1 protein-coding gene is annotated in these 397 nt (G+C 57.9%); it reads right to left on the reverse strand.

From position 1 onward, the window contains the following. Window positions 1-105: 105 nt before the first annotated feature. The coding region (locus QJT78_RS52230; protein WP_281460958.1) for a hypothetical protein at window positions 106-397 on the reverse strand (292 nt) is incomplete at its 5' end.

The following is a 397-nucleotide window of genomic DNA, read 5'->3' on the forward strand; positions in this document are numbered from 1 at the left end:
GCGCCCATTGCCTGTCGTTCAGCCAAAACAAACCAGCGCGCATTCTCTCGCCCCCGAATCAACACGTAGGCAAGAGAATCACGTGGCGCTATTTAGGTACAGACCCTAGTGTCTTCGATCGAGCGGGACATCAGCGCGAACAAGCCCGCTGCCGCTCTCGATCGCCTGCACACCTACTGCATGAAGAAGTTCGGTCATTTGCTCGACAGCCATGATGTCGGTTGGAGCACCGACGAGCCCCTGCACAGCTATGGCGGAATCTGGGTGATGACGGTGTGAGGAAGGAGGCGTATCGAGGCGGGTGACGAGCCTGCCAGAACCTCTCGAGGAGAGCGATACGCCATGACCGAGACTACCAATGTTCTTGCTTTCCGTCAGCCGTCCGCGGTTGATGATC

The organism is Bradyrhizobium sp. Mp27, assembly GCF_029953005.1.
Classification (GTDB): domain Bacteria; phylum Pseudomonadota; class Alphaproteobacteria; order Rhizobiales; family Xanthobacteraceae; genus Bradyrhizobium; species Bradyrhizobium barranii.